The organism is Sphingobium sp. D43FB (assembly GCF_002312805.1).
Lineage (GTDB): Bacteria > Pseudomonadota > Alphaproteobacteria > Sphingomonadales > Sphingomonadaceae > Sphingobium.
This window is the reverse complement of record NZ_NMUA01000144.1, coordinates 1-1079: the sequence shown is the minus strand read 5'-3', so window position 1 is coordinate 1079 and position 1079 is coordinate 1. Positions and strand designations below refer to the sequence as shown.

2 protein-coding genes are annotated in these 1079 nt (G+C 60.9%); both read right to left on the bottom strand.

The window, feature by feature from the left end; genetic code table 11:
• Positions 1-197: hypothetical protein (locus tag SxD43FB_RS23725; RefSeq protein WP_096064168.1), on the bottom strand; the 197-nt coding region annotated here is incomplete at its 3' end.
• Between the two features lie 93 nt (positions 198-290).
• The coding region (locus SxD43FB_RS23720) for a DUF932 domain-containing protein (protein ID WP_141249644.1) at positions 291-1079 on the bottom strand (789 nt) is incomplete at its 5' end.

Below are 1079 nucleotides of genomic sequence, written 5' to 3'. Positions count from 1 at the left end.
GTGGCGGTTCGGCTGAGGTCAGGAATGCGCGCATCGTCATAGACGCTGTTTACCGACATCTGCAGCGCCTGTTGCTCCGCAGCAAACCAGGTGGATGCAGGAACGGTGTAAGTCTCGGTGGCATAGTATTCGCCGCCGCTGAAGAAGGCGATGTCGACGATAAATTGCGGCAGGGGAAGGGACGAATGGGCGCGCATGGCGGCATCCTTTCATGACAATGGCCACCCCGGCGCTTGACCGGGATGGCGAGGAGGGAGGTGGAGAAGGCATGAGAGCGGCGGCGTCGGGCCTCAAAGCGCCTGTTCGAGCAGCTTTCTGGCCTTGTTCTCCAGGTCGAGGCGGCTGTCCTGATGCGGCTTCGATCGGGCCAGCGCTGTTATGCCCTGGACGAAATCATAGATGGATTCAGGCGGACGGCCTTCCTCGGCCAGCACGGTCTGGATGATCTTTGCCGTCTCGGCCCTGGAAAAGCCGCGTTTGCGCAGGAAGGGTTCGCGCTCTTCTTCCTTGCGCGCGACGATCCGCTCGCGAGCGGCCTTGATGCCGGAGATGAAATGCGACGGCGAGGAGTTTGCGAAATGCTCGAGCGCGGGCGCGGCCTGATGCGCGAAACGGGCACCGGCGAATTTCGAGTGGCGGATATTGACCTCCTCGAAATTCTCGACACCCCACAGGCAGCGGTTGGCACACACGCCGCGCAGATAGAAAGTCGCGATCCCGAGTGTTTTAGAGCCGACCTCACTGTTCCATGCGTAGAAGCCGCGAAAATAAAGGTCGGGATCGCCATTAGGAAGCTTGCCGGCCTCGATAGGATGCGTGTCGTCCACGAGGAACAGGAAAATGTCCCGGTCCGATGCGTAGAGCGTGGTCGTCTCCCTGGTGATATCGACATGAGGGTTGTAGGTCATGCTGCCCCAATCGATGGTTCCGGGCACCTTCCAGCGCGTGTCGCCGACGCCATCGCCGGCAAAGGCCATCACCGCCTGGACCAGTTCCCAGTCGAAGATCCTGCCATATTCCGACCCGGTCGCCGCCCGCAATTCGGTGCGACCATTCTCGGTCTGGAGCAGTTTAACCTG